At 44.8% G+C, this 26,887-nt stretch carries 21 protein-coding genes; 6 read left to right on the top strand and 15 right to left on the bottom strand.

What is annotated here, in order from left to right; genetic code table 11:
• Positions 1-35: 35 nt before the first annotated feature.
• The 6 genes from oppF to M9196_RS07395 all read right to left on the bottom strand — a co-directional run bounded on the left by oppF (position 36) and on the right by M9196_RS07395 (position 7,235).
• On the bottom strand, positions 36-1,028 hold the full coding sequence (gene oppF, locus M9196_RS07420) for a murein tripeptide/oligopeptide ABC transporter ATP binding protein OppF (protein WP_284677122.1): 993 nt from the start codon (positions 1,026-1,028) through the stop codon (positions 36-38).
• A 5-nt stretch (positions 1,029-1,033) separates the two neighbouring features.
• Positions 1,034-2,005: an ABC transporter ATP-binding protein gene (oppD, locus tag M9196_RS07415; RefSeq protein ID WP_250616899.1), complete on the bottom strand. Its 972-nt coding sequence runs from the start codon at positions 2,003-2,005 to the stop codon at positions 1,034-1,036.
• Positions 2,006-2,026: 21 nt separating this feature from the next.
• Complete coding sequence (gene oppC, locus M9196_RS07410) at positions 2,027-2,929, bottom strand: oligopeptide ABC transporter permease OppC (protein WP_250617089.1); 903 nt, start codon at positions 2,927-2,929, stop codon at positions 2,027-2,029.
• Positions 2,930-2,944: 15 nt separating this feature from the next.
• On the bottom strand, positions 2,945-3,865 hold the full coding sequence (gene oppB / locus M9196_RS07405) for an oligopeptide ABC transporter permease OppB (protein WP_250616898.1): 921 nt from the start codon (positions 3,863-3,865) through the stop codon (positions 2,945-2,947).
• Positions 3,866-3,964: 99 nt separating this feature from the next.
• Complete coding sequence (locus M9196_RS07400; RefSeq protein WP_250616897.1) at positions 3,965-5,596, bottom strand: ABC transporter substrate-binding protein; 1,632 nt, start codon at positions 5,594-5,596, stop codon at positions 3,965-3,967.
• Between the two features lie 802 nt (positions 5,597-6,398).
• A complete protein-coding gene (locus M9196_RS07395) occupies positions 6,399-7,235 on the bottom strand; it encodes a helix-turn-helix transcriptional regulator (protein WP_250616896.1) in 837 nt (278 codons plus the stop codon).
• 455 nt (positions 7,236-7,690) lie between these two features.
• On the opposite strand from M9196_RS07395, the gene M9196_RS07390 reads away from it, so the two are divergent.
• The 3 genes from M9196_RS07390 to M9196_RS07380 all read left to right on the top strand — a co-directional run bounded on the left by M9196_RS07390 (position 7,691) and on the right by M9196_RS07380 (position 11,680).
• Complete coding sequence (locus M9196_RS07390; protein WP_250616895.1) at positions 7,691-9,307, top strand: long-chain-fatty-acid--CoA ligase; 1,617 nt, start codon at positions 7,691-7,693, stop codon at positions 9,305-9,307.
• 345 nt (positions 9,308-9,652) lie between these two features.
• Positions 9,653-10,918 (top strand): MFS transporter, encoded by a 1,266-nt coding sequence (locus tag M9196_RS07385; RefSeq protein ID WP_250616894.1) that lies wholly within the window; start codon positions 9,653-9,655, stop codon positions 10,916-10,918.
• A 201-nt stretch (positions 10,919-11,119) separates the two neighbouring features.
• Positions 11,120-11,680 (top strand): porin family protein, encoded by a 561-nt coding sequence (locus M9196_RS07380; protein WP_250616893.1) that lies wholly within the window; start codon positions 11,120-11,122, stop codon positions 11,678-11,680.
• A 129-nt stretch (positions 11,681-11,809) separates the two neighbouring features.
• Here M9196_RS07380 and M9196_RS07375 read toward each other — a convergent pair whose 3' ends face one another.
• The 3 genes from M9196_RS07375 to M9196_RS07365 form a co-directional block, all read right to left on the bottom strand.
• On the bottom strand, positions 11,810-12,334 hold the full coding sequence (locus M9196_RS07375; RefSeq protein ID WP_250616892.1) for an NADPH-dependent FMN reductase: 525 nt from the start codon (positions 12,332-12,334) through the stop codon (positions 11,810-11,812).
• Between the two features lie 209 nt (positions 12,335-12,543).
• Positions 12,544-12,807: a YfcL family protein gene (locus M9196_RS07370; RefSeq protein ID WP_250616891.1), complete on the bottom strand. Its 264-nt coding sequence runs from the start codon at positions 12,805-12,807 to the stop codon at positions 12,544-12,546.
• A 23-nt stretch (positions 12,808-12,830) separates the two neighbouring features.
• Entirely contained in the window at positions 12,831-13,361 is a 531-nt protein-coding gene (locus M9196_RS07365; RefSeq protein ID WP_250617088.1) for an elongation factor P hydroxylase, read from the bottom strand.
• A gap of 212 nt (positions 13,362-13,573) precedes the next feature.
• On the opposite strand from M9196_RS07365, the gene M9196_RS07360 reads away from it, so the two are divergent.
• Complete coding sequence (locus M9196_RS07360; protein ID WP_250616890.1) at positions 13,574-14,197, top strand: trimeric intracellular cation channel family protein; 624 nt, start codon at positions 13,574-13,576, stop codon at positions 14,195-14,197.
• Positions 14,198-14,283: 86 nt separating this feature from the next.
• Here the strand turns inward: M9196_RS07360 and fusA are convergent, their stop codons facing one another.
• The 3 genes from fusA to prmB all read right to left on the bottom strand — a co-directional run bounded on the left by fusA (position 14,284) and on the right by prmB (position 18,793).
• Positions 14,284-16,302: an elongation factor G gene (fusA, locus tag M9196_RS07355; RefSeq protein WP_250616889.1), complete on the bottom strand. Its 2,019-nt coding sequence runs from the start codon at positions 16,300-16,302 to the stop codon at positions 14,284-14,286.
• Between the two features lie 293 nt (positions 16,303-16,595).
• Positions 16,596-17,681 carry a chorismate synthase gene (gene aroC, locus M9196_RS07350; RefSeq protein ID WP_250616888.1) on the bottom strand — a complete coding sequence of 362 codons (1,086 nt, stop codon included), beginning with the start codon at positions 17,679-17,681 and terminating at the stop codon, positions 16,596-16,598.
• Between the two features lie 179 nt (positions 17,682-17,860).
• The gene (prmB, locus tag M9196_RS07345; RefSeq protein WP_250616887.1) at positions 17,861-18,793 is read right to left on the bottom strand and encodes a 50S ribosomal protein L3 N(5)-glutamine methyltransferase; all 933 of its coding nucleotides are present in this window, start codon (positions 18,791-18,793) and stop codon (positions 17,861-17,863) included.
• A 63-nt stretch (positions 18,794-18,856) separates the two neighbouring features.
• On the opposite strand from prmB, the gene smrB reads away from it, so the two are divergent.
• Positions 18,857-19,387: an endonuclease SmrB gene (gene smrB, locus M9196_RS07340; RefSeq protein ID WP_250616886.1), complete on the top strand. Its 531-nt coding sequence runs from the start codon at positions 18,857-18,859 to the stop codon at positions 19,385-19,387.
• Between the two features lie 9 nt (positions 19,388-19,396).
• Here the strand turns inward: smrB and sixA are convergent, their stop codons facing one another.
• On the bottom strand, positions 19,397-19,861 hold the full coding sequence (sixA, locus tag M9196_RS07335) for a phosphohistidine phosphatase SixA (protein WP_250616885.1): 465 nt from the start codon (positions 19,859-19,861) through the stop codon (positions 19,397-19,399).
• Positions 19,862-20,233: 372 nt separating this feature from the next.
• Between sixA and M9196_RS07330 the strand changes: the two genes are divergently transcribed.
• A complete protein-coding gene (locus M9196_RS07330) occupies positions 20,234-23,035 on the top strand; it encodes an insulinase family protein (protein ID WP_250616884.1) in 2,802 nt (933 codons plus the stop codon).
• A 107-nt stretch (positions 23,036-23,142) separates the two neighbouring features.
• Here M9196_RS07330 and fadJ read toward each other — a convergent pair whose 3' ends face one another.
• A complete protein-coding gene (fadJ, locus tag M9196_RS07325) occupies positions 23,143-25,257 on the bottom strand; it encodes a fatty acid oxidation complex subunit alpha FadJ (protein ID WP_250616883.1) in 2,115 nt (704 codons plus the stop codon).
• Complete coding sequence (fadI, locus tag M9196_RS07320; protein WP_250616882.1) at positions 25,257-26,579, bottom strand: acetyl-CoA C-acyltransferase FadI; 1,323 nt, start codon at positions 26,577-26,579, stop codon at positions 25,257-25,259. Before fadI ends, fadJ begins: the two co-directional genes overlap by 1 nt.
• Between the last annotated feature and the right edge of the window lie 308 nt (positions 26,580-26,887).

Genomic DNA, 26,887 nt, shown 5'->3' with positions numbered 1-26,887 from the left:
GCATTTCTCAATACCGAGAACAATAGATAACAGCACTAAACAGAGACGTTCAAACACGACACGGCGTGTACATCCGTTCCCTGAAGCCCCGGCTTGTGTTGTGCACATTGCTCTGTCGCTTGTGGGCAACGTGTTCTAAACACACAACCAGACGGCGGATTGATTGGCGACGGCAAATCCCCTTCAAGCATCTGAATGGTCTTATTACGCTCAAGCTTAGGATCCGGAATCGGTACTGCTGACATCAATGCTTTAGTATACGGGTGTTTAGGGTCAGCAAATAATGCATCCGCTTCTCCTAACTCCACTGCGTTACCCAGATACATCACTAGGACACGATCAGAGATGTGTTTCACTACCGATAAATCATGCGCAATGAACACTAAGCTTAAACCTAACTCGGTTTGTAACTCTTTCAGCAAGTTCACCACTTGTGCTTGAATAGATACATCAAGCGCTGATACTGGTTCGTCACAAATGATCATTTTTGGTTTAAGGATCAGGGCGCGAGCAATACCAATACGCTGACACTGACCACCCGAAAACTCGTGAGGATAACGGTTGATAACGTTAGGCAGTAACCCTACCTTGGTCATCATCTCTTTCACCTGCTCTTTCACCTCTTGCTTAGATAGCGCTGGGTAGAAGGTTTGCAAAGGCTCGGCGATGATGTCACCAACGGTCATTCTAGGGTTCAGTGAGGCTAACGGGTCTTGGAAAATCATCTGAATTTCTTTGCGAGTCTCACGACGTTGAACCGCCTGCATTTTAGTCAGGTCTTGTCCTAACCACATGACTTCACCATCGGTGGCTTCAACCAGTCCAATGATGGCGCGTGCAAACGTCGACTTTCCGCAACCAGACTCACCCACAACGCCCAATGTTTCACCTTCAAATAGGTGAACATCGACGCCATCAACGGCTTTTAGATTGGCCGGTTTTGACCAAGGCCATGCCGACTTCGACGCAATACTAAAATGTACTTTTAAGTTTTTAACATCAAGAATTAACTGTTTATTATCTGTCATAGCGTTCATCGTACCCACGTCTCCCAATCAGAAAAACACGCGCGTTGGCGGTCTTGGCCAAAGCTCGTCAGAATCGGTGCTTCTTTACGGCAACGATCGGTCACTCGGTGACATCGCTCTTGGTAAGGACACCCTGTAGGCAAGCGTAACAAGTTTGGTGGGTTACCTGGAATCGTAGGTAAAATATCGCCTTCAGTATCTAAGCGAGGAATCGCTTTCAACAGACCTTCTGCATAAGGATGCGTCGGTTCGTAGAAAATCTCATCCACGGTACCGTACTCCATCGTACGACCAGCGTACATGACTAACACCTTATCGCACGATCCTGCTACGACACCAAGATCGTGGGTGATCATAATAATGGCGGTATTGAATTCACTTTTTAGCTCGTTCAATAGATCCATTATCTGTGCTTGTACCGTCACATCAAGTGCTGTCGTTGGTTCATCTGCGATCAACAGTTTCGGGCGACATAGTAGCGCCATCGCTATCATTACACGCTGACGCATACCACCAGAGAACTCATGTGGATACATGGTAATACGCTTGCGAGCTTCTGGAATTTTCACCGCTTCAAGCATACGAACAGACTCTTCAAACGCTTCTGATTTCCCCATACCTTTGTGAAGCATCAACACTTCCATCAATTGGTCGCTCACCTTCATATAAGGGTTTAACGACGTCATTGGGTCTTGGAAAATCATCGCAATTTGTTCTGCGCGAACCTTGTTCAGCGCTTTTTCTGGCAAGTTGAGGATTTCATTACCTTCAAATTTTGCACTACCAGAAATAATACCGTTTTTAGCCAGTAGGCCCATAATCGCAAACACCGTCTGCGATTTACCTGACCCTGATTCTCCTACAATGCCCAAGGTTTCACCTTGGTTTAGAGAGAAGTTTAAATCGTTAACTGCCGTCACAATACCATCTTGCGTGGTAAATTCGACTCGCAGATCTTTGACATCTAATAAGCTCATATTAATCCCTTTCTCTAATTCTTATCTGTCTTTTGGATCAAGCGCGTCACGAAGACCATCGCCAACATAGTTAAAGCAGAACAAGGTGACGACCATAAAGATGGCAGGATAAACCAACTGCCAAATCGCGACCTCCATAGTTTGAGAGCCTTCTTGTAGAAGTGCGCCCCAACTTGTCATGGGTTCTTGAACACCTAAGCCAAGGAAAGAAAGGAAAGATTCCGTCAAAATCATACTCGGAATAAGCAGCGTTGAGTACACTGCAACAATACCAAGTACGTTAGGAACAATGTGCTTCGTAATAATTTTCCAGTTACTCACACCTGAAACATACGCCGCTTCGATAAACTCTTTATTACGCAAGCTCAGAGTTTGTCCACGTACAATACGCGCCATATCCAGCCAAGCAATCGCACCGATAGCGACAAAGATAAGGACAATATTTCGGCCAAAGAATGTGACCAGAACAATCACTAGGAACATGAAAGGTACTGCGTATAAAATTTCAAGAATACGCATCATAATACGGTCTACACGGCCGCCAATAAACCCCGATGTCGCGCCATATAACGTGCCAATCAAGACCGCGACAAACGCGCCTAAAATCCCTACCATCAGTGAAATTCGACCACCGATAAGTGTACGTGTATATAAGTCACGGCCTAAACTGTCGGTACCAAACCAGTGCTCAGCGCTTGGTGCGGCGTGCATGGCGTACCAATCGGTGTCATCAAATGCATGCTGAGCAAACATAGGTAAGAAAATCACCGCTAGCGTCATCAAGGTAAGGATAAACAGACTCACCATTGCCGCTTTATTACGCATAAAGCGAATTCGGGCGTCTTGCCACAAACTGCGGCCTTCAATTTCTAGATTCTCGGAAAATTTTTCAAGCGCTTCCAAGTTTTCTTTTTTCGTTAACATCATCACCGGACTCCCTTAGTAACGAATTTTCGGGTCAATCATCGCTAGCAAAATATCAACGACAGCGTTGAAAAGAATGAAGAGGAAACCAATCAAGATGGTGACTCCCATTACTAACGAGTAATCGCGGTTAAATGCGGCATTCACAAACAGTTTGCCAATACCCGGCAAGCCGAAGATCGTTTCAACAACCACTGAACCGGTGATGATGCCAACAAACGCTGGTCCCATATAAGAAACAACCGGGAGCAATGCAGGTTTTAAAGCATGCTTAAGAACGATGTAACGATAGCTCAGCCCTTTCGCGCGAGCAGTGCGAATGAAGTTACTGTTCAGCGTTTCAATCATGCTGCCACGAGTGATACGAGCAAATGTTGCAACATAAAGGAGTGACATTGCCATCACGGGTAGCACGATATACTTCATACCGCCATCATGCCAACCGCCTGCTGGGAAGATATTCCAATGGAGTGAAAACAGATAGATCAATGCGGGTGCCAACACAAAGGATGGCATTACCACCCCGAGCATGGCGGTCGACATTATGGTGTAGTCGACCCAGGTATTATGCTTCAAGGCGGCGATAGTGCCGACGCTTACCCCCATGATCACAGTAAAAATAAAGGCGATAAAGCCGACTTTTGCTGACACAGGTAGTGCCACGGCGATCAGCTCATTTACCGTGTAGTCTTGATATTTAAAAGAAGGGCCGAAATCACCTTGTAAGATATTCGTTAAGTACGTGGTGTACTGTTCGAACACAGGCTTATCAAGGCCGTATTTCGCTTCAATGTTCGCCATTACTTCCGGTGGAAGTGGGCGCTCACTTGAAAAAGGGTTACCTGGCGCAAAGCGCATCAGGAAAAAAGATACAGTAATTAATACCAACAAGGTTGGTATTGCTTCGAATATCCGTTTCATAATGAATTTAAGCATAAACTCACTCATCCAGTCTGTGACAATTTAAAATAGAAGAGACCCTGCGTGTGCTTTCGCACACACAGTGTCTTATATCGTTATATTTTTTATGGGGTATTATTTAGCTTTGATGTAGAGATCTTTAGAGTAGATCTTATCTTCTGCGTTACCTTCAGGGTAACCACCAAGTTCAGGTGATACGAGACGAGTTGTCACGTACTGATAGATTGGTGCAATTGGCATGTCTTTCGCTAGTAGCTTCTCAGCTTTAATGTAAAGTTGAGTACGCTCATCTTCTGACGTCGAGTTTAGTGCTTTCTCAATCACTGCATCGTAGTCTTTGCTCTTGTAGTGCTGACCTGCCGTCGTATTTGCACTTACCATTAGCGTTAGGAATGAAGAGGCTTCGTTGTAGTCACCACACCAGCCAGCACGTGCAACGTCAAAGTTACCTGTGTCTTTGCTGTCTAGGTATGATTTCCACTCTTGGTTCTCAAGTTTCGCGTTAATACCTAGCTCTTTCTTCCACATTGAAGCAATCGCTACTGCAATCTTCTTGTGGTTTTCAGACGTGTTGTACAACAGGTCGAATTCTAGAGGGTTGCTCTTAGAATAACCCGCTTCTTCTAGAAGGCGTTTCGCCTCAGCAATACGCTCTTTCTGACTCAACTGACCGTATTCCGGTGTGACTGGATCAAAGCCTGCTGTAATTTCAGGCGTTAGGAAGTACGCTGGTTTTTGACCTTGACCTAAGATCGCTTTAGAAATGATATCGCGGTCCATGGCATAAGACATCGCTTGACGAACACGAACATCATTAAACGGCGCTTTTTGTGCATTGAACTGGTAGTAGTACGTACATAGGTTACCCTTGATGTTGACATCTTGTGGGTACTCTTTTTGTAGGCGACGGAAATGCTCGTTTGGCACTTCATAAGTGAAATCCAGTTCACCAGACAAGAAACGGTTCATTTCCGCGACTTGGTTTTCAATTGGTAGGAAAGTAACTTTAGTGAGAACTGTGTTTCCTTGATCCCAGTATGAATCGCTCTTAACAAGCTCTAGACGCTCATTCACAACCCACTTATTTGGTACAAATGCACCATTTCCAACGAAGTTTTCAGGCTTCGTCCACTGGTCACCAAATTTTTCTACTGTCGCTTGATGGACAGGCTTCACTGTGGTGTGGCCCATCATCATTACGAAATATGGAACCGCAGTATCAAGCGTGACTTCCAATGTATGCTCGTCTAGTGCTTTAACACCTAACTCGCTCTTATCTTTTTTACCTGCGACGATATCTTTCGCGTTCGCCATCTTGGTGTATTCCATATACCAAGCGTATGGTGAAGCCGTTTTAGGGTCGACAGCGCGTTGGAAGCTGAAGACAAAGTCATTCGCAGTCACAGGATCGCCGTTTGACCATTTCGCGTCATCACGAAGATGGAATACAAACGTTTTGTTGTCTGTCGTTTCCCAAGACTTAGCAACACCGGGGATAGTTTTGCCGTTTGCATCTTGGTTTACTAGGCCTTCAAGAAGATCACGAATCACGTGAGACTCTGGAACACCTTGAGATTTATGCGGATCGAGTGTTGCAACCTCGGTACCGTTACCACGTACAAGCTCTTGCTTATCTGCTAGTTTTGTACCTGCAGGGACATCTGCGGCAAGCGAAGAAAAAGAGGTGGCAGCCACTGCCATGCTCGCGCCTAGAAGAAGGGCTTGCGTGATTTTGTTCTTATACATGCATCTAACTCCAAGTAATTTTTATTGCATCCATGACGTCTTTATATAGGGCTAGAACGGACAGCATTTTAGATTAATTTAGCTCGAAACTTGAGCATAATAATCTAAACCCATACAAAGATTGCGGTTCACATTACCAACCTTCGAAGTAATTTGCCATTATTTTGTAACGAAAATGGCATAACACTCCTGTTTGCTCGAATAATCAGCAGATCGCTCCATTACTTGGCATAATTACACAAATAATTTACTACAATACGCTTCTCTACCATGCAAACCTATTGATAACTCTAAAATTATCTCAATTAACAGCGAAATACGCCAGTAATCTCAACATAATTTAACATTTCGTTTTCATTCTACCTTTTATGCAGCATGATCAAATGTCAAAAAAAAGCTAAACGTGACATTTATCACAGCGATATCAAACTTAGTTTTCGTTAGGTCGTCGTGATTCACAGTTCGGCATGAAAAACAGATTATTATCGCCCGATGACACGTTGTATAGAAGTAGCGCAAGCTGCTCTTGCTTCTATTAAGGCATGAAAATCATTGAGGGAAAGACGTTAGGATGGTGATTATATATGCCACTAGAAGCAGCGTAATCCCACTAGATTGGAAAAAAAACCCAGCCTTTGACTACCAAAAAGACTGGGGGAACTGGAGTCACCTGCGCGGCTCAAGCGCAAGTTCAGATAAGGAGATTGTTGATCTAAGAAAAATGACTCTCTCTTTCAACAGGTTTAATGTTAAATATATTTAACATTAAACCTAGTCCCCTTTCAGGGTACACCGTAGAGGCCTAGTGTACGTGCTGCCCACCAAAATAGATCGTTAATGGATCAATATTGCTGTCAGATGGCACCGTAGAGGCCGCTTCCAAAAATAGAGAGAATAACTCGGACTGCGAGGATATCTTAAGCTTGTTGTGTATTCGTTTTCGATACACCTTTACCGTTTCCGTGCTAACTTCCAATAACGGCGCGATGGCTTTGGTCGAATAGCCTTGTAATACCAGCTGGGTCACCTGACACTCTCGCTCACTCAGAAAGTCTTTGCCAAAGTTGCTAAATATGTCATTGAGTTGATGTCCTATTGTACGCTCTTCAACTTTTCCAACTTGAAAGTGTTTACTGACTGCGGCTTGAATGAGCTCAAAATAGTTCATTAATCGGCAGCATTCATCGCATTCCACGGAATCTTGGTTACGAAGGCCTAACGACAAAACTACATTAAATTCTTCGGAACATTTAATGAGCAACCCAATCTCTTTCTTGAGTCCAGTTTGCTTATAGACTTGCTGATAATAGTCACTGGTATAGAACTCATCTGGGGCAATATCTTCCAATCGATACACTCCATCCGTCGTTCCGGCACGAATGAGCTGGTAAAATGGGTCAAGCACAAGCGTATTAAGTAGCTCTTTATTCTTAACTTCATCAATAAAGTAGTCTGAGTCGTTGTAAATCATCACGGGCGCTTTGCCTTGGCTAAACCCGACAACCACTAGACTTTCGTAATCAATAATATTCGTCGCAAGCTGTGATAACTCGGACAGAAACTGCGCCTCCCCTATGGCTTTTACTACACTAGGGTACCTATCACAGAATACTTGCCAACCTTCCATAGGTAAGGACATAGACACTCCTTTCGTCATTGCCGCGTTTGTATTAAGGATCTATCACGAATAATCATTCTCCTCAATTTTCGCGCTTTCAATCTATTCGTAAACCCCACAACGCCGCTTGTGAACTATTAGTTTTTCAGCAAACAAGGCGCAAACTCACCGTTTATCACCTCTTCGACGATAGTCATACACTTATATCACTCTGCAGCGTGCTGATTTACACATGAATGTAACTAGATATTTCTACCATAGTGGCAAATATAATTAACATCACAAAGTAACAATGCCCTTTTTTGACAGCGCCCATCACAATTTTGTCTCATATTTTTCGTGATAAACCATCGCAAGCCCTCGCCACATAAGACTGAAACCGTTTACTTACAAGCCTTGTACCCACTTTAGGGTACAGACTAAGAAGTGCAACAATGCACATAATATTTAACAAATAACCAACAAACAGGCGTACTATGCAGGGACAGATGATCAACAGCCAACTTACTATCACCGAAATAATGCGACATGCAGAAAGAGTGAATGGTGACACCGAAGTCGTATCCATAACCCATGACAATCCTAATCATCGCTACACACTAAAGGATGCGTTTAAACGAGTTAGACAACTTGCCAACGCTTTACAAGACTTAGGCGTTAAGCAAGGTGATAGAGTAGCGACGCTAGCATGGAATGATTATCGACATCTTGAGCTTTATTACGCCGTATCATGTTCAGGAGCGGTGCTACATACCGTCAACCCTCGCCTATTTCCAGAACAAATCGAGTACATCATCAATCACGCGGAAGACACTATCGTCTTTTTTGATCCTATCTTCATGCCACTCATTGAACAGCTTAAAGAAAAACTGCCAACCGTGACTCGGTTCATCGCGCTGACCGACTCGCAACACCTACCAACCAACGGTGTCGATGCCTTACTAGACTATGAAACGTTAATCCAAGATAAAAGCTCGCAATTTACATGGCCTGACATCAAAGAAAACCAAGCGAGCTCACTGTGTTACACGTCAGGGACAACGGGTAATCCAAAAGGCGTCTTATATAGCCACCGCTCTACTGTCTTACATTCAATGGGCAGCGCACTTCCCGACGCTTTTGCCCTCTCATTAGACGAAACGGTTATGCCCATCGTCCCCATGTTTCATGTTAATGGCTGGGGTCTGGCCTACAGCGCGCCGATGACCGGGACAAAATTGGTGCTACCCGGGCCTAAGATGGCCGACGGTGCAACGCTCACACGCCTCATTAATGAAGAAGGCGTGACCATGACCGCTGGTGTGCCCGTAATTTGGTTAACGCTACTCGAGCATTTAAAAAATACCGATACTCAAGTGCCGAGCTTGAACCGAATTGTTGTTGGAGGCTCAGCGTGTCCCGAGCTCCTCATTACGGAATTTGATGAGTTGTTTAATGTCTCTGTCCATCATGCATGGGGAATGACGGAAATGAGCCCTCTTGGCACATTTAATCAACTTACCCCAAGTATTAAAGCCCAAGGAAAAGCGCAGCAGATGGCCACTAAGTTAAAACAAGGTCGAGTCGTATTTGGCGTGGATATTCGTATTGAGGATTGGGAGGGGAACGAACTTGAGTGGACGGGTCATCAATTCGGCTCGGTAAAAGTCCGAGGTCCCTGGGTCGCCTCTGGTTACTATAAACAAGGTGAACAGCTAGACAGTAATGGCTATTTTGATACCGGAGATGTCGCCAGCATAGATAAAAATGGTTATATGATGATCACTGATCGTTCCAAAGACGTCATTAAATCTGGCGGGGAGTGGATAAGTTCAATTGAACTAGAAAACATTGCCGTTGGTCACCCCGATGTTAAGGAGGCTGCTGTCATTGGCGTCTCACACCCTAAATGGGGCGAGCGCCCATTGCTTATTGTTGTGACCCATCAAGTTGAGATCAAGGAGCAGGAGCTGCTGGACTACTTTGATGGCAAAGTGGCCAAGTTTTGCATCCCTGATGCTGTCGTGTTCATCAACTCCCTACCACATACTGCAACGGGTAAGCTCAGTAAAAAAGATTTAAGAGCCCAGTTTGCCCATTACGCGCTAAGTTAGTTTACGTGCCAAGTTAGTTTACGTGCATAATGAATTTACGAGCATAGCTAATTTACGCAGTTAGTTAATTTACCCACTTGGCTACTAACTCATCTCGCTAGGTTGCACGTAATACATACTAAAGCCATGTATACCCAATACCCAGAGAGGCGTAACCGCCTCTCTTTTGCCTTTTACTCTCTTACCCTGATCGATAAACCCACTCAACTCAAAACACACCAAAACATATAACAAACATAAATTTAACAACCCTGTAACCCAATTGGGTACTACTGTTAATCCTATTAGAAGCCCATTATTAACATACTGATAACAACCCTGATCTAGGATGGATAGGAGAACACTATGTTAAGTCACCTTTTGAGGCCCACCCGAACCATTGATTCTAAAGCGCTCATCATTGCCGCCACAATGCTGGTCATGTTTGCGCCCAATGCGTTTAACTTTTTACCCTTCATGCTCGGTGGTGTCGCTGAAGCGATGTCGCTAAACGATGCTCAGATCGAGAGCATTGCCATGTATGAATTACTTGCAACCGCCCTTTCTTCTTTACTATTTTCGTTGCTTTTAATTCGTAGAACAAACTGGCGCTACGTCGGCTATCTTGCCGCCTTTGCTCTAATTATTGGTAACTACTTAAGTATGACGGCTCCGGATTTTGACAGCTTCATTACCAGTCGACTGATTGCGGGTACCGGTCAAGGTATTGGCTACTCTCTGGGCTTAGTGGGTATGAGTGTCACCAAAAATCCAGGACGTAATTTTGGCTTTATGATTGCAGCGTTAAACGTTTGGTTAATCACGTGGTTTGTCTTAATCCCTGAGTTAATGGCAACCTATGGTCTTAATGCGCTTTATCAATTCTTTATGTTCGCGTCGGCGTTATGCCTAGTGGCATTTTGGTTTTTCCCAAATAATGGGCGAATTGATAAAGACAAAGAAATTACTAACAATAGCGCGGTTAGCATTGATAAGAAGCATTTTGTTGTTCCCATGATGTGGGTCGGCGGGGCATTTCTTGTATATAGCTTAAGCTTAGGAATCATCTATCCATACATCGAGCTCATTGGGGCTGACATGCAAGCCTCAACGGAAGACGTAGGGTTAGTGCTGGCTATTGGTTCTGTATTGGCAGTGGGCGGCGGTATATTAACGGCGATTATTGATAAAAAGTTCAGTCACACCACCATCATTGTCACCTTAAGTGTGGTTAATGGTGCCGTCTGTTTTGGTATGGCAAGTACACAAGATACCATCTCGTTCCTTGGATTTTCTACACTCTACATTATGTTATGGAACATGATGTACGCTCGCTACTATACCGCTCTAGCGACCACAGATAAATCCGGTTACTTCAGCTCCTATGGCCCAGAAATTGGTACCGTTGGTTTAGCGTTGGGCCCCATCTTAGCGCAAGTCCTTACGGTTACAGGTGACTTCCAAGGTCAGGTCGGAGTGGGCGCAGTATGTATTGTTGTCGCAACCGTAATGGTCGTGATTGGATTTAATAAATCTAAAGCAGTCAACCTTGCCAATGACCCTACTACAGCGCAACGAAACAACGCGTCGGAAACCGTCAGTGCTAAAGTACCGGGTCAACAAAAAGCCTAATTATCGTTGATTCCCTCTATCAAAAAGCAGCGCTGATTGTTCAGCGCTGCTTTTTTATCGTCACGTAATACCTATAAACGCCATTTCACTAGGCAATAACACGCTTCCTATGACAAAACCCTAGGTATCCTAGTCACAGTCAATCGAAATTTTATTGATAATGCTGCCTCAACACACCACTGATAAAATTAAGAGTTCACTATGACAACATTCAACACACAACCTAAACGTGCAACATTACCACTACGTGCAACACTATTCGCTGCCGCTCTACTTACGCCGATGCTCGCTTCTGCAAGTGGTGCGTATGTTGGCGCTCAATTAGGTTATGGCCCTCAGAAAAGCGAATTCACCGACTTTATTAAGGAAAATAACAAGGACTTAAATACCGGGATAGGCGCGATAAAAGCAGGTTACGACTTCAATGAGTACTTTGGTATTGAGGCGCGATTATCAGGCACCGATTCGCACACGAGTAGCATTCAGTCAAACTATCAAACTTCAGCCTACCTAAAAGGTATGTATCCGGTCACTGAATCCATCTCGCTTTACGGGTTAATTGGTGTGACATCCACTCAAATCGAATATGACGATATTAACAAGAAACACCAAAAAGACATGCTAAATAGCGCAAGCTATGGTTTAGGCGCTCGCTACGCCGCCACGCAAAACATTGGTATTAACCTAGAACTCAACCAAATTTCATCTCATAAAGACTATGAACTTAACGGGCTATTCTTGGGCGTTGACTACAAATTCTAACGAATGATAAGAACAACTGAGGTGTTAAATGGAACCGTCACCGAAAGGCAAGAAGCATAGGAATAGGAATAGGAATAGGAATATAAACAAAAAGGCGTTAAACACGCCTTTTTGTTCGTTCAACTACCGTTATTTAAGTTGATTAACAGCAGATATAATCTGCGCAGCAAGATCATCATTTCGAATCACACCCTGCTCCATATCGAAGTTATCATAAAAGCTTGGTACTGAGACGCTTGCTTTCACATTTCCCCCGAAGTAAGGAGCCGAATTAGTGGCTGCCGCCAATACTGTTGCTGCACCACCGGGACCTGGTGACGTAGCGAGATAAACCGCAGGTTTACCAGCAAACACTTCACGTTCGATACGCGTCGCCCAATCAAACAAATTTTTGTAAGCCGCTGGATAGTGGCCATTGTGTTCTGCATAAGAAATCACTAAGGCATCCGCTTGCGCAATGTCATCTAGAAATTGCTTCGCACCTTGTGCTTGGCCAATTTCTTTTTCTTTGTCTTCGCTAAACAAAGGAACATCGTATTGGCTGATGTCTAGCACCGTAACATCAGCACCTTCAATTTGATTGGCTGCGTACGTCGCTAACAATTTGTTGATTGACGTGCCACTCGTACTTGCGCCAAATGCGATAACTTTCATAGGGATTCCTTTTGCTTTTGTTTTATTCGTTCAGTATGGATATAGATTAATCCATTTCCGATAATCAACAAGCGAGAAAATCACACTATGTCATTCGAAATTTTCGAACAGGGTTATATCTGCAAAAAGCGATACCTACACAAAACTATACCTTCACAAATCGATCTCTGCACAAAGCTATCTCTTCACAAGGCTGTAGCTTCACAAAACTACACCAACGCTTGCAGTTCGTTCCAAAGATCATTCACTATGATACGGTCGGCCGGACTTAGCTCCGCCTTCGCCTCATCCAAACTGGCTTGAATTCGCAGTTTTAGTATCGCTACGTCGTTAATTTCCTCTTCTTCGCAAGCTGCAGTAGAAAGAGAAATATGCCCACGTAGATAACCACCCGCAAACAATTCGTCATCCGACGCGTTTTGAATTCGCTCATCAATAATAGCGATAAGCATGTCTTCGTATTCAATAATCATAAAACTGTTGTCCTAGTAAGGGCTCAGCGAACAAGAAACTGTTCGCTGCCTAATTCTGAAATTTGATAGTGGTCTCTCAGTGCATCTGATAACTGTGCCACTCTAATGGGTAGACCATCTTCAAAGATTTTCTCTACTTCATTTTTTACTTTTTGCATAAATACCAAACGGTCTGGTTCAAAATCGCCATTTAAATTGTCACAACTTACGGAGAACGGAAAGCCCGCGCTGGCGGATAGTATCCACTCGTACGCTTGAGGGCGAATTTCCACTTTTTCAAACTCAGACTGAACCTGTTCAGTTCGTCCGTCTGGTTCATACCAATAGCCAAAATCTTCGAGCAAACGTCGTTGTGGACCGGCAACACACCAATGCGCTATTTCATGTAGCGCCGATGCATAGAATCCGCGAGCAAATATAATTCGATGGTAATCCGTACTTTCATCTGCGGGCAAATAGATCGGTTCCTCCCCTCCTAGTTCAAGAGAGGTGTTGTACGCCTTAAAAAAAGTGTCATTGAAAATAGTAATGAGATCTTGATATTGGTGCTGCATGGCCATTTTATACTGCAATTATTAGGGACGTATTGTCTATGGAATTGCTAACAAGGTAAAGCCTCTATCCGCCTTTTGTGGCCTCTTGTTCTATTCAATCCTATTCATTAGTTTTATTTATCAGTAAAACGTTTTCGTTCTAGTTAATTTCATTCGTCAACATCCCCTATCCCCCCTACACTAGCGCATCTTTTAATTTTGGGATTCATATCATGTTGCTGAGTGTTTTATACATAATAGGAATTACCGCTGAAGCCATGACAGGCGCTCTCTCTGCTGGCCGACGTAACATGGATTGGTTCGGTGTAATGCTTGTGGCAAGTGCAACGGCAATTGGTGGGGGTACCGTCCGAGATATCTTGCTTGGACACTACCCATTAGGCTGGGTTAAGCACCCTGAATTTTTGGTTATTACTTGTGTCGCAGGTGTACTAACAACCGGACTGGCGAAATGGATCATTAAATTCAAAGGCGTCTTTATTCGACTTGATGCGCTTGGTTTAGTGGTTTTCACAATTATTGGTACTAATGTCGGTATCGGTATGGGACTGCACCCGTTTATCTGTATTGTTTCAGGTTTAGTCACTGGGGTATTTGGTGGTTTACTAAGAGATCTCATTTGTAGACAAACACCACTAGTACTGCATGAAGAACTGTATGCCTCTATCTCAGTGATTGCTGCTTGCTTGTATTTGGGTTTGTTGGAATATGGGCTTGATACCCTTCCAACGACCATCGCGACAATTGTCGTCGGTTACACCCTTCGTATGGCAGCGGTAAGATTCAAATGGCGCTTGCCGAACTTTAAGCTCGATGGTGAAGAAGCGATCCATTAATTGAAAAGCCCTAGCATTCATTGACTAGGGCTTTTTCGTTATCAGCTCTACTTATTCATGATGAGAGGTACTACATTTACCCGCAATCATTCATCCGCGGGCGAACAAACCTCATTTTGTACCGCACTCGGCGCAGGTTCGTAGTGGCTCAATGTCATGCTAAATCGCCCTTCACCACCAGTTATCGCTTTCAAGCGGCGAGAGTAGTCTTGAAGTTCATTAATAGGAGATTTAGCTTGCAGCCTTGTCATGGTAAACCCTCCTTGTTCACTACCAACAATTAGTCCTCGATTTCCAGCAAGATCCCCGGTCACATCCCCTACCGTAGACATCGGAATTTCTAGGACCAAATCAACAATGGGCTCCAAGACAATAGGCCTTGCCGCTCGCACCGCTTGCAAGAATGCTTTTTTGCCTGCAATGACAAAGGCAATTTCTTTTGAATCTACAGAATGGTGTTTACCCTCAAGTACCGTCACTTCAATATCTTTGATTGGATTACCAGAAATCGCACCTTCCGCTAACGCTTGGCGAACGCCTTTTTCGACCGCAGGAATCAACGAGGTTGGTATTGAGCCGCCCACCACTTTATTAACAAATGAGAACCCAGCACCTCTCTCGAGTGGTTTCACCGATAAATGCACTTCACCGAACTGTCCAGCTCCGCCACTTTGTTTCTTATGACGATATTGCCCCTCGGCTTCACAGGTAATGGTTTCAAAATACTCGACACTTGGTTGATGTGTATCGACTTTTAATTTGTAAACCGTCGCCATTTTCTCAAGGGCAATCGTCAGATGAAACTCTCCCTGACCACTGAGTACGGTTTCGTTGGTCGCGGCTCGGTGTTCTAGCTTTAAAGAAGGATCTTCTGCCAAAATTTTAGTAAGCACGTCCGACAGCTTTTGTTCATCACCACGCTTTTTCGGAGTCAACACTAAGCTATACATGGATTCTGGAAATTGTAACGTTTTAAATGTGATGCCATCTTCGTCATGAGAGTCATGGATGAGTGAATCGAATGCCAGCTCGTCCACTTTTACCAACACACAAAGGCCTCCTGCCTTACAGGAGGCGATTTCATGGCGTTTCTTACCTTGCAGACTATAAAGGTGTCCGACTTTAAACGCTTTGCTGCTTTCCCCCACATAAAATTGACTACCGGCGGTTATTTCACCTTGAAATACCCGAACATAAGCAATTTTCCCCAAGTAAGGATCAACACTTATCTTATAGACATGCGCAACGGTATGATCCCGTTGATCACAATTAATGGCGATCTGCTTACCGTGTTTTTCAAGGAGCGGAGGATTGCCTTCATCAGGCATAGGCATAATTTCCGCCAAGGTTCTTAGCAACAGTTCACATCCCGCGCCCGTATCGGATGACACGAAACACACCGGAATCACGTGCCCGGTGCGCAGTGCTTCTTCAAACGCATCATGTAATTGCTCAGCACTTAATTCAGAACCTTGCTCGAGGTAGAGTTCCATCAATGACTCGTCAACTTCAACGACCTGATCCACTAACAGTTCATGAGATTCATCCACACTGCTAAACAAGGTTTTCTGCTCAATATTGGCAGCAAAGTAACAATCAATGACTTCGGCAGGCTTTTGTGAAGGAAGGTTTATTGGTAAGCATTGAGCGCCAAAACGTTGCTCTATTTCTTCAAGGAATGGCAATAAGCGCTCTGGGTGCGCATCGATTTTATTGATAACTATCATTTGGCATTTGTTTTGCGCCTTAGCAAAAGCAAATAACTGCTCAGAGACTTGATTAATCGACGTGCTGGCATCCAATACTAATGCGGTGGCTTCTACTGCCGGAAAAACACTCAGTGTGCGTCCCAATAACTCCACTTGCCCGGGAGTATCGATAAGGTTGATGTGGTGGCCGCTCCAATGCAATGAAACGGGAGTCGCTTCGACACTATGCTGATAGTGAATTGACTGATCGTCAAAATCGGTGATGGTATCACCGTCCTCAACATGCCCAAGGTAATTACTAGAGTGTGATTCAAAAAGTAGCCGTTCGATTAAACTGGTTTTACCCGTTCCTGTTTGTCCAACCACAGCGATATTTCTGACTTCATATTTCGACATAAGTGACTCCTTAAATGATTGAAAGCGCGATCAAGCTCCGAGTCGGCGGTTCCCCGCCACATCGTCTTCCAAGTCATTTTTTGGATTCCTCTATTCAAAAAGTACCTCCTTGTCACTGGAGTAAACAGTGTGAACTTATAACCTTACTTTTTATGTGATTAATTTCATGTCGACGAACATTAAGCCAATTTATTCCTTGTTTCGTGATTAGGCACAAAAAAACGCCCTTAGATGGTGTTAACTCGACGTTAGCATCTAAGGGCGTTTCTTATTAATCTAAAACTAAGCGGACTCTATATCACTGGTGTTTCTGTTGTCACTCCGTGGTTTTGTCCACGATGGCGCAATAGATGATCCATAAGCACAATAGCCAGCATCGCTTCGGCAATCGGTACCGCTCGGATACCTACACAAGGATCATGACGACCTTTAGTAATCAATTGCGTCGCTTCGCCACTGCGAGTGATCGTGTCACCCGGCACGGTAATGCTCGATGTCGGCTTCAAGGCAATGCTAGCAACAATATCTTGACCAGTTGAAATACCACCTAAAATACCACCAGCATGATTACTGCTAAAGCCTTGCGGTGTAAGAGGATCTCGGTGTTCACTACCCTTTTGACCAACCACATCAAAGCCATCGCCAATCTCAACACCTTTCACGGCATTAATACTCATTAGAGCGTGCGCAATGTCAGCATCGAGTCGATCGAAGATAGGCTCACCTAAACCAACAGGAATATTGGTTGCCACAACCTGCAGTTTCGCGCCAATAGAATCGCCTTGCTTCAACAGGGCACGAATCAGTTGGTCAAAGTCGTCCACTTTGTCAGCATCAGGGCAGAAGAATGCATTGTTTTCAATTTCATTCCAATCTACTTTATCAATGCTGATGTCACCCATTTGTGACAAGTACGCGCGTACTTCAACGCCAAATTCTTTCTTTAGATATTGCTTAGCAATCGCGCCAGCTGCTACACGCATCGCGGTTTCACGCGCCGAAGAACGACCGCCACCACGATAATCACGTACACCGTATTTCTGATGATAAGTATAGTCGGCGTGACCTGGGCGGAATTTGTCTTTAATTTCTGAGTAATCTTTAGAGCGTTGGTCGGTATTTTCAATCAGTAATCCAATTGAAGTTCCGGTCGTTTGACCTTCAAAAACACCAGACAGAATCTTAACTTCATCCGCTTCACGTCGCTGTGTTGTATAACGTGATGTGCCCGGGCGACGGCGATCTAAGTCAACCTGAAGGTCAGCTTCTGAAATTTCCAACCCTGGAGGGCATCCATCAACGATACACCCTAGTGCGATACCATGGCTCTCTCCGAATGTTGTCACTCGAAAGTGTTGTCCGATACTATTTCCTGCCATTACTTCCTCTGTTTTCTAGAACAAGCCCGCCTCAATACAATAGCTTGTTCTTCTGCCTGTCTGTTCTTCGTGATTTCATAGTGACGACAAAGCCAGACGTTGTAAACCCCCAAACAAAAAAACGCCGCAATATTCATCGCGGCGTTTTCTAATAAGGCTTTGTTACTATTCAGGCTCGTTTAGTCTTTGTAAATAGCAAACTCATCAGCGCAAGCAACTAATTGCTCACGAGTCATCATAAACACGCCATGACCACCATTGGCAAACTCAATCCACGTAAACGGAATCTCAGGATACTGCTCCATCATGTGAACCATTGAGTTACCCACTTCACATACAAGAATGCCGTCATCGGTTAGGAAATCGGGTGCATTGCATAAAATACGACGCACAAGTTTCAGACCATCGCTGCCTGCTGCAAGCCCTAGTTCAGGCTCATGCGTGAATTCCTCAGGTAAGGAGTTCATGTCTTCTTCGTCCACGTAAGGTGGATTTGTGACGATAAGGTTGTACTTATCTTTTGGCAAGTCACGGAACAAATCCGAACGAATTGGGAAGACTTGCTGTTCAAGACCGTGGTCTTGAACATTCTGTTCTGCCACTTCAAGCGCGTCAGATGAAATATCAATCGCATCCACTTCTGCATCTGGGAATGCATGCGCACAAGCAATGGCAATACAGCCGCTTCCAGTACACATATCCATAATGCGTGTTGGTTCTTGCGTCAGCCATGGTTGGAACTGAGATTCAATCAACTCACCAATAGGAGAGCGTGGTACGAGTACGCGCTCATCAACAAAAAACTCTAGCCCACAGAACCACGCTTTGTTGGTTAAATACGCTGTCGGTGTTCTGTCGTTAATACGACGAATCACTCGTTCAACCACTCGTAAACGTTCACTGCTAGTCAATCGTGAGTTTAACACGTGCGGCGGTACGTCAATCGGCAAATAAAGCGTTGGTAAGATAAGCTGAACGGCTTCATCCCAAGCATTGTCTGTACCGTGTCCGTAAAATAGACCCGCGGCATTAAAACGGCTAACGGTCCAGCGTATCAAGTCTTGAAGTGAGTGAAGCTCAGAAACTGCTTCTTCCACAAAAATCTTATCCAAAATTGCCTCCAAAAAGCGCTACAATACTACCCAACAACGAAGTTCAATGAGTGTTTCTAAAAGATGAGCCAAAAAGACACCGACGCGGATGACGATTTCGCCCTTTTTAGGGGTGAAGTACAGGGCGTAAAAAAGTTGCAACAGGATACCATAGTCCAGCAACCAAACCGAAATAAGAAACAGAAAGAAGCGAAAAGAACCATTCGAGAAGCTTCTGACGCAGAATTTTACTTCTCTGACGAGTTTGTCCCTCATTTAAATGAAGAGGGTCCAACTCGTTACGCTCGAGATGATGTTTCAACATACGAAGTGAAACGCTTGCGCCGCGGGGTATACGTACCCGATGTGTTTTTAGATATGCACGGTATGACACAGCAAGAAGCCAAACGCGAACTCGGTGCCATGATTGCGCATTGCGTAAAAGAAAGCATACACTGTGCTTGCGTCATGCACGGCATTGGCAAACACATACTCAAGAAAAAAGCCCCACTTTGGCTCGCGCAGCACCCTGATGTCATGGCATTTCACCAAGCGCCACTGGAATTTGGTGGCGATGGTGCGTTACTCGTACTGCTTTCTATTCCTGAAAAGTAAGCACGTCTATTAAGGGTGAAGCTGCCACAGCAATTCACCCTGTCTTCTTTCTACATCATACTCGACGCACGCCAAGCCTGATGTTGGAAACATAGGCGCATTCATGTCACCTACTAACTCTGCGGTTAGGTACCCCACTAAAGGCAAATGCGACACCAACAGAATTGACTCCGGTGATTCAACATTACTCAATGCACCAATATATTCCGCCACATCCTCAGCTTGACCATAAGGCGTGATATCGTCACACACCGTCACCTTTTTAGCATTAAACACTTCACTGATCATATTCCAAGTCTGCTGAGCTCTTAGATAAGGACTCACCAACACATGGTCAAAAGATGAAAAACCTTGCTGCTTACATGCTCGTGCAACAGAAAGAGAACACTGTTCGCCATGCGACGTTAAGGCTCTCTCTTCATCGGTAGCAGCATAATGAACCGCTTCTCCATGACGCATTATAAAAACTTTCATACGTTTACCTGTTCAAATCAGTCAGCCCCTGTCGGTATTCAGGACTCTACAAGACGGTTACTCTAAAATAAAAAAATTAATTATATCAATTAGCTTGCTAAAGGCGTCGACTTTCTTAACAATTTAATAAGTAAAATAAAAAATATTTGTAACTTTATTTTTGCGTGTCTCAAATTAAACGTCATAATTATTTTACTTACTCATTATATTACCAGCTCAACGATTAACATAGTGTGTAGCCATTAATATCGTGAGTAGCAATAATGAGACGGGTCATAACTTGGTCACTAAAACGTAAAAAAACGTAATTCAGGCTATTATGACCACTGAGGCAACGCTTCCGTTGCCAACGCTTATATCTGGAGAAGATAAGTGCACCTAAGTCCAAACGATAACCGATCCTATCGCATCCTTACCTTAGATAATGCGATGCAAGTTCTGCTTATTGAAGATCAGCAGGCTCAAAAGTCGGCGGTAGCGCTTGCCGTTAATGTTGGTCATTTCGATGATCCAAGTGATCGCGAGGGTCTCGCCCATTACTTGGAACACATGCTATTTTTGGGAACGGAAAAATACCCTAAAGTTGGTGAGTTTCAATCCTTTGTTAACCAGCATGGGGGCAGCAACAACGCATGGACAGGCACAGAACACTCTTGTTTTTTCTTTGATATCTACCCCAACGCCTTTGAGCGCGGACTTGATCGCTTTAGCCAGTTTTTCTCCGCGCCACTGTTTAATGAAGAAGCGCTAGACAAAGAACGACAAGCCGTTGATTCTGAATATAAACTTAAATTACACGACGACGGTCGCCGCCTATATCAAGTCCAAAAAGAAACCATTAACCCCGCGCATCCCTTTGCGAAATTTTCCGTTGGGAACCTCGATACCCTAAGTGACCGAAACGGACAGTCAATACGCGACGAAATCCTGCACTTCCACCAGCAGCAATACTCCGCCGATCTTATGACATTGGCGCTGATTGGTCCACATTCGCTGGATGAACTGCAGCAATGGGTCGAAAGTAAGTTTGATGGCGTGATAAACCAACAGCGTCAGGACAAACGAGTGGATGTCCCGTTTATGACGGCAGAAGAAACGCAAAAGATCATTCGCGTTGAGCCTATTAAAGAAATCCGCCGACTCATATTGGCATTTCCAATGCCAGCGACCAATCAATATTATCACAGCAAACCCCTCTCCTACTTTGCCAACTTACTTGGTCATGAAGGGGAAGGCAGCTTGATGTTGTATCTAAAAAACAAAGGGTGGATCACGTCTCTCTCTGCAGGAGGAGGCGCCTCTGGTAGTAACTTCCGAGAGTTTTCTGTCAGCATGACCTTAACGCCGCAAGGCCTTGAGCACTCCGATGACATCATCGCGTCCGTCTTCCAGTTTATTGCGCTGATTAAAACTCAAGGTATGCAAGAATGGCGTCACCTTGAAAAACGTGCAGTCATGGAGTCTGCATTCCAGTTTCAAGAGCCCGCTAGACCATTAGATCTTGTCAGTCACCTCGTCATGAACATGCAAAACTATCAGGTTGATGACATTATGTATGGTGATTACAAGATGGCAGATTATGATGAGTCCCTTATTCGTGAGTGTGGCAACTACCTCACTGCCAGTAACCTCAAAGTCACCCTTGTTGCGAAAGAGCAGACCTTTGATAAATCGGCAAAGTGGTACTTTACGCCCTACTCTGTGGCCCCTTTTACCGACCAGCAACAAGCCATGTTTTCTGGCGCTGAACGTACGACACAAGCTGACGTTCTATCTAGCCTGCCGTTTTCTTTACCAAATAAAAACCCGTTTATTATTTATGACTTAAGTAGTTATCCTGCGGAGTCTAATCACGAATTCCCCGTACTGCTGGAAGACTTAGATGGCTTTAGGTTGTGGCATCTACAAGACCACGAGTTTAACGTACCCAAAGGTGTGGTATTTATTGCCATAGATAGCCCGCACTCTGTCAGCACGCCGAGAAACATTGTTAAGACTCGCCTATGTGTGGAGATGTTCTTAGATTCGTTGTCTGAAGAAACCTATGAAGCGGAAGTGGCTGGGTTGAATTACGATATGTACGCACACCAAGGAGGCGTTACATTATCCATTTCTGGCTTTAGTAAGAAGCAACCACAATTGCTGAATATGATTTTACAGCGCTTTGCTAGCCGTGAGTTTAACCGAAGCCGTTATGAAAGCATTAAAGCTCAGCTATTACGTAGCTGGAACAACGCGTCCAAAGATCGTCCGATTTCACAACTCTTCAATCAAATGAGCGGCATACTGCAGCCGAATAATCCCCCTTATCCAGTGCTAATAGAAGCGCTAGAAACCATTGATGTCGATGAGCTTCCCGCGTTCGTACAGTCTATTTTGTCAGAGCTCCACATCGATATGTTTGTTTACGGCGATTGGCAACGACAAGGGGCGATTGATATCGCCGCGACGCTCAAAGATGCGCTGCGTCTTGCCAATCAAAAGTATGAAGAAAGCCTGCGTCCGTTAGTCATGCTCGGCAAGAATGGCAGCTTCCAACGTGAAATGTTCTGCGACCAAGAAGACTCTGCGATTGTGGTCTATCACCAATGTGATGATATTTCCCCTCGTAGTATCGCCTTGTACACGCTCGCGAATCACTTGATGTCTGCGACGTTTTTCCACGAAATTAGAACCAAGCAGCAGCTCGGCTATATGGTGGGTACGGGTAACATGCCGCTTAATCGCCATCCGGGTATTGTGTTGTATGTGCAATCACCGAAAGCCGCGCCAAGCGAACTGATTCGCTCTATTGATGAGTTTCTAAATGCCTTTTACATGGTGTTGTTCGAACTCGATGACTATCAATGGCATAGCAGTAAGAAAGGGCTTTGGAACCAAATTTCCACACCAGACACGACACTGCGCGGGCGAGCTCAACGCCTTTGGGTCGCCATAGGCAATAAAGATACCGAGTTTAATCAACGTGAAAAGGTGCTTGAAGAGTTAAAGACACTAACAAGAGCCGACATGATTCGTTTTGTCGTCAATGAACTAAAACCTAGGACGGCAAATCGTTTGATTATGCATAGCTTGGGTAAAGCCCATAGTGACGCACCACGTCTTAATGTTGGCTTAGAAATTGGGTCTATTGACGAATTCCAGCTCAGACCAAAAGATACCGATTTAGGATAGCTACCCAGATTTAGGATAGCTGCGCTACGATAACGAGCAACATGTTAAAAATAACAAAGCCATCATTATTGATGGCTTTGTTTGTTTACTGGCAACAAAAGAGGCTCTTAATAGAACGTTTCGTTCAAACCCGCACGAGTTAACAACCCATCGCAAGGGGCAAAACGATCGCCATGTTTCTGGGCGTGCTCATTCATCATCTCAACCACTTTGGTGATACCCAGTGCATCCATATAACGGAACGGACCACCAAGGAAAGGAGGGAAACCGATACCGAAAATCGCACCAATGTCACCATCTCTCGGGCTTTCAATAATGCCTTCATCCAAGCAGCGTACCGCTTCATTTAACATGGGTAGCACGCATCGTAGCGCGATTTCGTTTTCTGACAGTTTCGCCTCTGGTTTCAACCCTAGGACACGGTAAACCGACGTATCCACTGACTTTTTCTTGCCCTTGTAAGTGTAAAAGCCTTTACCTGATTTTCTGCCTTTACGACCATCGTTCAAGAGCTTGTCAAACACATCTGGGCCTTGAAATCTTTGCCCCAATTCTGCCACCAAAATCGGCATGATCTTAGCACCAATGTCGACACCCACTTCATCCAGTAACGTAATCGGCCCTACAGGAAAGCCAAAATTCAGCAATGCTTTATCTAAGGCTTCTATAGGCTCGTTTGCTAGCAAGACATTCGCTGACTCATTCATATAAGGGGCTAAAATTCGATTTACATAGAACCCTGCTTGGTCTTTCACAACGATAGGTGTTTTGCCTTGTTTCTTAGCAAAACTCACGGCGGTGGCGACCGCCTCATCAGAGGTAGTCTCATGAGGGATAACTTCAACCAGCGGCATTTTATCTGCTGGACTAAAGTAATGTAAGCCCACCACATTTTCTGGTCTCGCGGCTTGTTCGGCAATTTGTCGGATAGGTAATGATGACGTATTCGTAGCGAAAATCGTGTCTGGTCGTGCATGCGTTTCAACATCGTTGACCATCTGCTGTTTCAGCGCTAAATCTTCAAATACCGCTTCAACCACAATGTCGGCGTTATCAAAGCCAGTAAAGTCGGTTCCACCTGCCATTTGCAGCATTTGCGATTGTAATTCTGCTTTTGAAATGATGCGGCGCTTACGTTTTTTCTCCAACAACTTGTAGTTGTAGTTAAGGGCATTGAGTATCCCTTCATTTGCCACATCCTTAATACGGACAGACGCTTTTGCCTTAGTGACAGAAACATGCGTAATGCCCGCCCCCATCAGTCCTCCGCCAAGTACAACTGCACGCTTCACCGATTTCGGTGTCGCATCACGGCCGCGCTCTTTCTTCATTTCTGTAGTAGCAAAGAAAATGGATCGCAACGCGTTAGATTCCGAGGTCATGACGAGCTCACCAAAGCGTTTCGCTTCGTACTCGAGTCCTTTCTCCATGCCTTTTTCTAAACCAAATTTAATAACGTCTAAGATGGCATCAGCGGCAGGATAATTGCCGCGTGTTTTGGCATGCGTCTTCTTCGCTGCTTGATCAAAGATGACCTTGCGACCAAGTCCCGTCCCCGCCATCACCACTTCTTTGTTCGACAGTTTTTTAACTTTCCGTTTTTTGCCTTTTTCTAATAACTGTTTCGCCACATCCAGCAAAATCGTTTCAGGCACCATGGCATCAACAACACCGAGCTTTTTGGCTTTTTTGGCCCGTAACTGCTTGCCAGTAAGGATGAGATCGAGTGAAGGAAGTAGTCCAATCAACCTTGGCAGACGTTGCGTGCCACCCGAACCAGGCAGCAAGCCCAACTGTACTTCCGGTAAGCCAAGCTTAGTGATTGGCGCATCCGTACACACGCGATAGTCACACGCCAAGGCCAACTCTAACCCACCACCTAGACAAGGTCCGTGAATCGCCGCAACCACAGGGAATGGCATCGCCGATAATTGACCAAACATCTCTTGCCCTTTCGCCGCCAAACTCTGCGCTTCTTCTGCAGAAGTGCAAGCCGCGAGCATTCGAACATCGGCTCCGGCAACAAAGTTGTCCGGTTTTAATGAATGTAGAATGAGTCCTTTTAGCGTTGATTTTTTCTCTTCTAACTGCACAAACACATCGGCCATTTCATCGGCAAATGCCGCCTGCAGTGTGTTCATTTTTTCGTTAGGAACATCAATGCTCAACCAGGCTATATTTTGTTCATCTATCGTTAGTTGAAATGCTTTTTGATCACTCATTATTCCACCTCCAAAATCATCGCTGCACCAAGACCACCCGCCGCACATGCCGTATTCAACGCCAATCCGCCGCCTCTTCGCTGTAGCTCATTTAAGGTCTGAGTAATCATTCTTGCCCCCGTTGCTGCGAACGGGTGGCCATAGGCTATGGAACCGCCCAATACGTTAAACTTATCCATGTCAATTTCACCAATCGCTTGACCACGGCCGAGCTTTTCCTTGGCAAACTTCTCACTAGCAAACATTTTCACGTTTGATAAAGCTTGCGCGGCAAACGCTTCGTGCATATCAATCAACGTCAGGTCAGACAGTGAGATACCCGCTCTATCTAATGCCATTGGCGTGGCATAAGAAGGGCCCATTAGCATGTCTTTATGCACCCCAATCGCCGAGAACGCGTATGAGCGAATGTAGCCTTTAATTTCCAGCCCAAGCTCTTTCGCGCGCCCTTCTCGCATCATCATGATTGCTGCTGCACCATCGGTTAACGGGGTGCTGTTTGCCGCCGTCACCGTGCCATATTGTCGGTCAAAAGCCGGACGTAATTTGGCGTAGCCTTCAAGCGTTGAGTCATGGCGAATGTTATTGTCTTCATCTAAATATTTTCTGTACGGTTCAGGGAAAGCCGTCATCACTTCATCCCTTACCTTGCCTTCTTTCCATGCTTGAGACGCTAAAGAATGCGAGCGATGTGCCAATTCATCTTGCTCCAGACGGGAGATCCCATGAGATTTTGCCATTTGTTCGGCCGTTTGCCCCATTGAGATCCCAGTTGAATACTCAGCAACCGCTGGCGGGACGGGCATCAAGTCTTTAAACGACAGTTTTTTGAGAATACCCAGCTTTTGTCCCACCGTTTTGGTTTTACTAAGAGCCAGTAAGTTAGCAGCAAGCGTTTTTGATACCCCAATAGGCAAAACAGAAGAAGAATCCGCGCCTCCTGCAATGCCCACATCAATGGTGCCAGACATTATGCTTTCACACACATTGGCCGCCGCCTGAAAACTGGTCGCACAGGCCCGAGTTACACTATAAGCGTCGGTGTTGATGTCCATGCCGGTACCTAACACGATTTCGCGCGCAATGTTCGGCGCTTCTGGCATCTGCACCACTTGACCAAACACCACTTGCTGCACCAACTTTGGATCGATATCCGTTCTAGCCATCATTTCAGCCACCACCATTTTGCCGAGATCGACAGCGGGAACCTGACCAAATTCTGTGCTTTGTTTTGCGAAGGGAGTACGAAGCCCTGCAACAATCGCGATTCTTTCGCCATTGCGAGTCGTAAGGTCGAGCTTCCTCACATCCTGATTGCTCATAGTTTATCCTTTCAATAAGAGGTCTGACCACGACATTGTAACGAAGATGTTAAGAATTTAAAACATTCGTTTGATAAATCTTCGAGTCTTTATTGTATTCCGTGATATGGTCGACCAAAATTGAATATAAGATTTCAAGCACTTGAGAGAAACTAGCGGCACGTGTAGTTGTTAGATGCTTAAATATTGTTAGATGCTTAAATATTGTTAGATGCTTAAATATTGTTAGATGCTTTAATATTATCGGACGCTTTAGTGCTAGCTTGCATGTAATTGGGCAAGTGCACCATAACAAGCCGGGCTATCGC

It is taken from the genome of Vibrio methylphosphonaticus, from assembly GCF_023634655.1.
GTDB lineage: Bacteria > Pseudomonadota > Gammaproteobacteria > Enterobacterales > Vibrionaceae > Vibrio > Vibrio methylphosphonaticus.
This window is presented reverse-complemented; position numbering and strand designations above follow the sequence as displayed.

Excerpts from the sequence above, each read along its gene's own strand:
- M9196_RS07365 (WP_250617088.1), bottom strand. The coding sequence starts at position 13,361 with ATGCAGCACCAATATCAAGATCTCATTACTATTTTCAATGACACTTTT.
- oppB (WP_250616898.1), bottom strand. The coding sequence starts at position 3,865 with ATGCTTAAATTCATTATGAAACGGATATTCGAAGCAATACCAACCTTG.
- aroC (WP_250616888.1), bottom strand. The coding sequence starts at position 17,681 with ATGGCAGGAAATAGTATCGGACAACACTTTCGAGTGACAACATTCGGA.
- oppD (WP_250616899.1), bottom strand. The coding sequence starts at position 2,005 with ATGAGCTTATTAGATGTCAAAGATCTGCGAGTCGAATTTACCACGCAA.
- M9196_RS07385 (WP_250616894.1), top strand. The coding sequence starts at position 9,653 with ATGTTAAGTCACCTTTTGAGGCCCACCCGAACCATTGATTCTAAAGCG.
- oppF (WP_284677122.1), bottom strand. The coding sequence starts at position 1,028 with ATGACAGATAATAAACAGTTAATTCTTGATGTTAAAAACTTAAAAGTA.
- fusA (WP_250616889.1), bottom strand. The coding sequence starts at position 16,302 with ATGTCGAAATATGAAGTCAGAAATATCGCTGTGGTTGGACAAACAGGA.
- fadI (WP_250616882.1), bottom strand. The coding sequence starts at position 26,579 with ATGAGCAATCAGGATGTGAGGAAGCTCGACCTTACGACTCGCAATGGC.
- fadJ (WP_250616883.1), bottom strand. The coding sequence starts at position 25,257 with ATGAGTGATCAAAAAGCATTTCAACTAACGATAGATGAACAAAATATA.
- M9196_RS07400 (WP_250616897.1), bottom strand. The coding sequence starts at position 5,596 with ATGTATAAGAACAAAATCACGCAAGCCCTTCTTCTAGGCGCGAGCATG.
- M9196_RS07360 (WP_250616890.1), top strand. The coding sequence starts at position 13,574 with ATGTTGCTGAGTGTTTTATACATAATAGGAATTACCGCTGAAGCCATG.
- M9196_RS07375 (WP_250616892.1), bottom strand. The coding sequence starts at position 12,334 with ATGAAAGTTATCGCATTTGGCGCAAGTACGAGTGGCACGTCAATCAAC.
- M9196_RS07370 (WP_250616891.1), bottom strand. The coding sequence starts at position 12,807 with ATGATTATTGAATACGAAGACATGCTTATCGCTATTATTGATGAGCGA.
- M9196_RS07395 (WP_250616896.1), bottom strand. The coding sequence starts at position 7,235 with ATGTCCTTACCTATGGAAGGTTGGCAAGTATTCTGTGATAGGTACCCT.
- sixA (WP_250616885.1), bottom strand. The coding sequence starts at position 19,861 with ATGAAAGTTTTTATAATGCGTCATGGAGAAGCGGTTCATTATGCTGCT.
- oppC (WP_250617089.1), bottom strand. The coding sequence starts at position 2,929 with ATGTTAACGAAAAAAGAAAACTTGGAAGCGCTTGAAAAATTTTCCGAG.
- M9196_RS07390 (WP_250616895.1), top strand. The coding sequence starts at position 7,691 with ATGCAGGGACAGATGATCAACAGCCAACTTACTATCACCGAAATAATG.
- M9196_RS07380 (WP_250616893.1), top strand. The coding sequence starts at position 11,120 with ATGACAACATTCAACACACAACCTAAACGTGCAACATTACCACTACGT.
- smrB (WP_250616886.1), top strand. The coding sequence starts at position 18,857 with ATGAGCCAAAAAGACACCGACGCGGATGACGATTTCGCCCTTTTTAGG.